This window comes from uncultured Tepidimonas sp., from assembly GCF_938045175.1.
Lineage (GTDB): Bacteria > Pseudomonadota > Gammaproteobacteria > Burkholderiales > Burkholderiaceae_C > Tepidimonas.
Map to the genome: position 1 here is coordinate 1 of NZ_CALIND010000034.1, position 4,078 is coordinate 4,078.

Sequence of the window (4,078 nt, forward strand, 5' to 3'; positions counted from 1 at the left end):
ACCGCTTCCGCTCGCGCAGGCCCCTGAGCATGTCCAGGAAGATGGTGTTGTGTCGGCTGTGGAGAGTCTTACCCATGAGAACCTTTCAGGCGACACGCTACGCGACGGTCAGCAATATTCGGAAAGGGAATTCATCTCCCGACGCCGTGCTCGGCGATCTGCGCCGCTGGTTGGGAGGCGGTTTGGCCGCCTGTGGCATGGGTCCATCCATCAGCTACAATGTATGAATTGGTGTGAGTGCGATTGAGTGTACGTTCGTGCCTGCGGTGATGTGAACGGCGGTCAGGAAGCGCGCTTATTCGGCGGCGAGGACGCGGTTTTGCATTGAGCCCTGGTAAGGGCCAATCGCAAGTGAGGATGGGAAGCGCGATCGGCGGTGGCCGTCGTTGCGCGTGAGCTGAGGGCCAGGCGGGCGCCCTGCAGGGCGCCCGCCTGGCGGCGGCGCGATCAGGGGCTCTGGATCCGCGTGCTGGGGGGCCGGCGGTGAGGTAGAACCTCGCCGTGCCCGAGTGGTAGGCGGGCACGGTGCCGGCCCATCGCGTGGCAGCTAAAGCCCGGACGCCGTGCCCTACAACCGCGCCAATTAGCGGGATGCAAGCGCAGTGTATGCCGCGGCACGCGGCCATACACGCTGCATGCAGCCGGCCATTGGCGTTCCCCGGGAGCCGTTCCGGGGAGCCTGGCCGTCGACCATCCCGCCCGTCTGTTCGTGTGCGCGCGCTGCAGTGTGCAGGTGCTGCTGTGCAGCCGCTGCGATCGTGGCCAGCGCTATTGCGGCCGAGCCTGCTCCGGCGCGGCCCGCCGCGAGGCGCAGCGCGCAGCGGCACGGCGCTATCAGCGCAGCCGCGCTGGCCGACTGGCCCATGCCGAGCGCTCCCGGCGCTGGCGCCAGCGCCAGCGCGAGGGCAAGGACGAACACGGCGCCATTGCCGCTGGCCGCACCCACCACTTCGTGACGCATCAGGGTTGGCGTGCCGTGGTGCCTGCTGCTCCACTGACCGTGAACGAGCCCGACCACGCGGTGAACGCCACCGCTGAACAGGCGCAGCAGATCAGGCCGCGCTGCCGGCGCTGTGGCGTGCCGCTGTCGCCCTGGGTGCGCCAGGGGTTCGTGCGTCACGGCCTGCGGCGCTGGCCTGCCCGCGTGGTCGATGCCTGTCCTTGAAGTTCTTCGAAGGAGCCGTCTTGGTCATCTCAACCGACATGAGCGCACAGATCCTGCGCCTGCACGAGACCGAACACTGGCGCGTGGGCACCATCGCGCGCCAGTTGCACGTGCATCGCGACACCGTGCGGCGGGTGCTCGCGCAGGCGGGCATCTCGCCGCCGACCGCGCTGCTGCGACCCAGCCGCATTGACCCGTTCCGGCCGTTCATCCTGCAGACGCTGGTGAAGTTCCCGACGCTCACCGCGGCGCGGCTGTTCGACATGGTTCACGAGCGTGGCTACCGCGGCAGTCCCCACCACTTCCGCCACCTCGTGGCCACGCTGCGCCCGCGTCCCCCGGCCGAGGCTTACCTACGACTGCGCACCTTGCCGGGCGAGCAGGCCCAAGTCGACTGGGGTCACTTCGGCCACCTGCAGGTCGGGCGCGCCCGCCGGCCGTTGATGGCCTTCGTGATGGTGCTGAGCTACTCGCGCCGGATCTTCCTGCGCTTCTTCCTCGATGCGCGGATGGACAGCTTCCTGCGCGGCCATGTCGAGGCGTTTGCCGCCTATGGCGGCTGTGCCCGGGTCCTGCTCTACGACAACCTCAAGAGCGCCGTGCTCGAGCGCATCGGTGACGCTGTGCGCTTCAATCCCGAGCTGCTGAAGTTCGCGGCCCACCACCGCTTCGAGCCGCGCCCGGTCGCCGTGGCCCGCGGCAACGAGAAGGGTCGGGTCGAACGCAGCATCCGCTACATCCGCGAGTCCTTCTTCGCGGCACGCGAGTTCGCCGACCTGGATGACCTCAACGCGCAGGCGCGCCGTTGGTGCGAGGGGCTCGCCTCGGATCGGCGCTGGCCCGAGGACGGCGCCTTGAGCGTGCGCCAGGCCTTCGAGGCCGAGCGCGCGAGCCTGCTGGCGCTGCCCGCGCAGGACTATCCCCTGGGCGAGCGCGTGGCCGTGCAGGTGGGCAAGACGCCCTACGTGCGCTTCGACCTCAACGACTACTCGGTGCCGCACACCCACGTGCAGCGCACCCTGGCCGTGCTCGCCGACCCGGCGTGCGTGCGCGTGTTCGACGGCGCGACCGAGATTGCCCGGCACGTTCGCAGCTACGACGCGGGCGCGCAGATCGAGGACGCCGCCCACATCGATGCGCTCGTGCAGCACAAGGGCCGCTCGCGTGGGCACCGGGGTGTGGACCGAGTCAGCCGCGCGGTGCCGGCCGCGTCTGTGCTGCTTGCCAAGGCCGCCGAGCGCGGCGAGAACCTGGGCTCCATCACCGCAGCACTGCTGCGCCTGCTCGACCGCTATGGCGCCTCGGCGCTGCAGGCGGCCATCGACAGCGCGCTCGCCCAGGGCGTGCCGCATCCGAACGCCGTGCGGCTGGCGCTGGAGCGCGCCCGCGAGGAGCAGGGGCTGCCCCCGCCCACGGCCCTGCATCTGAGCGAGGACGTCGCCCGTCGCGACGCGCCCGTGCGCTCGCACGCCCTGGCCAGCTACGACCGAATCGTCCCGGCGGACGAAGGAGAACTGCCGTGAACGCGCCCATGCCGACCCAAGCCGCCGAATTGCGCACCCGAGCCACCGAGCTGCGCCTGCATGGCCTGCTGGCCCACTGGGCCGACGTGATGGCCGATCCCGAGGCCGCCTCACGCGTGGCGCAGTGGCTGGACTGGGAGACCCAGGAGCGCAGCCGCCGCAGCCTGGAGCGCCGCCTGCGCGAGGCCCACATCGGGCAGTTCAAGCCGCTGGCCGACTTCGACTGGAGCTGGCCTGCGCAGATCGATCGCGGCGCCGTGGAAGACCTCATGGCCCTGCAGTTCCTCGCCGACGCCACCAACGTCGTGCTCGTCGGCCCCAACGGCGTGGGCAAGACCATGTGCGCCTGCAACCTCGGCTACCAGGCCGTGCTGGCCGGTCACACGGTCCTGTTCGTCACTGCCGGCCAGTTGCTGGGTGACCTGGCAGCCCTGGACAGCGACTCGACCCTGCGTCGCCGGCTGCGTCATTACGCCGCGCCCGACTTGTTGCTGATCGACGAGGTCGGCTACCTCTCCTACTCGAACCGCCACGCCGACCTGCTGTTCGAGCTGGTGAGTCGTCGCTACCAGCACAAGAGCACGGTGGTCACGACCAACAAAGCGTTCGCCGACTGGGGCGAGGTGTTCCCCAACGCCGCCTGCGTCGTCTCGCTGGTCGACAGACTCATGCACCGCGCCGAGGTCGTGCGCATCGAGGGCGACTCCTACCGGGCCAAGGAGGCCCAGGAGCGGCTGGCCGCACGCACGCGCCAGCGCGCGTCCAAGGCCGGCGCCGCCTCCCGCAAGGCCAAGCCGTGACGACACGTCGGGTCGCCGCGTCGGTGCTGCCGACACACTGGACGCCCGAGCAGGCGTTGGCGGTCTTCGAGTGCCTGCAGACATTGAGTGAGCAGCTCTGGGGCCTCTACGGTCCGCAGATCCAACAGGCCTGGCGCGATCAACTCGCGTGCGATACGCCGACGTCCTCCGCCGACTCGAGTGAACCGTTCTGACGCCGCCGAATAACGCCGCCGCCCTCGTCGGCGGCGTCCTCATCTCATCCACCAGGGCCCTTCGGGGCCCTTGCTACTGGTCGGACCGGCCGCCGGCTCAAACTCAAAACCGCGTCCTCACCGCCGAATAAGTGCGGATCCTGACCGCCGCTAACACTTGGTGCCCGGCTGGCTGAAAACACGCCGGACCGCTCCATCTCGCAGCCGCTGCTGATCGCGCAAGGCTTGGCCGATCCGCTGGTACTGCCAGAACTTCAGCAGCAGTTCGTGACCCGTCGCTGCCGTGCTGGGCAAGTGCTGGAGTACCGTCGCTATTTCGGACTGGATCACCTGTCGCTGGTGGCGCCCGAGTCGCCTTTGACGAGCGACCTCATGCGCTGGACGCAAGAGCGGATC

At 69.5% G+C, this 4,078-nt stretch carries 4 protein-coding genes; all 4 read left to right on the top strand.

Annotated elements, in window-relative coordinates; translation table 11 throughout:
* Positions 1-709 precede the first annotated feature (709 nt).
* From Q0716_RS01640 to Q0716_RS01655, 4 genes are read left to right on the top strand one after another with little or no spacing between them, the layout of a single operon-like run.
* Positions 710-1,165: a hypothetical protein gene (locus tag Q0716_RS01640; RefSeq protein ID WP_299018957.1), complete on the top strand. Its 456-nt coding sequence runs from the start codon at positions 710-712 to the stop codon at positions 1,163-1,165.
* 20 nt (positions 1,166-1,185) lie between these two features.
* Positions 1,186-2,688: an IS21 family transposase gene (gene istA / locus Q0716_RS01645; RefSeq protein ID WP_299018959.1), complete on the top strand. Its 1,503-nt coding sequence runs from the start codon at positions 1,186-1,188 to the stop codon at positions 2,686-2,688.
* A gap of 8 nt (positions 2,689-2,696) precedes the next feature.
* Entirely contained in the window at positions 2,697-3,488 is a 792-nt protein-coding gene (istB, locus tag Q0716_RS01650; protein WP_299018963.1) for an IS21-like element helper ATPase IstB, read from the top strand.
* Positions 3,485-3,682, top strand: coding sequence for a hypothetical protein (locus Q0716_RS01655; RefSeq protein WP_299018961.1), 198 nt, complete (start codon positions 3,485-3,487; stop codon positions 3,680-3,682). Before istB ends, Q0716_RS01655 begins: the two co-directional genes overlap by 4 nt.
* Positions 3,683-4,078: the final 396 nt, after the last annotated feature.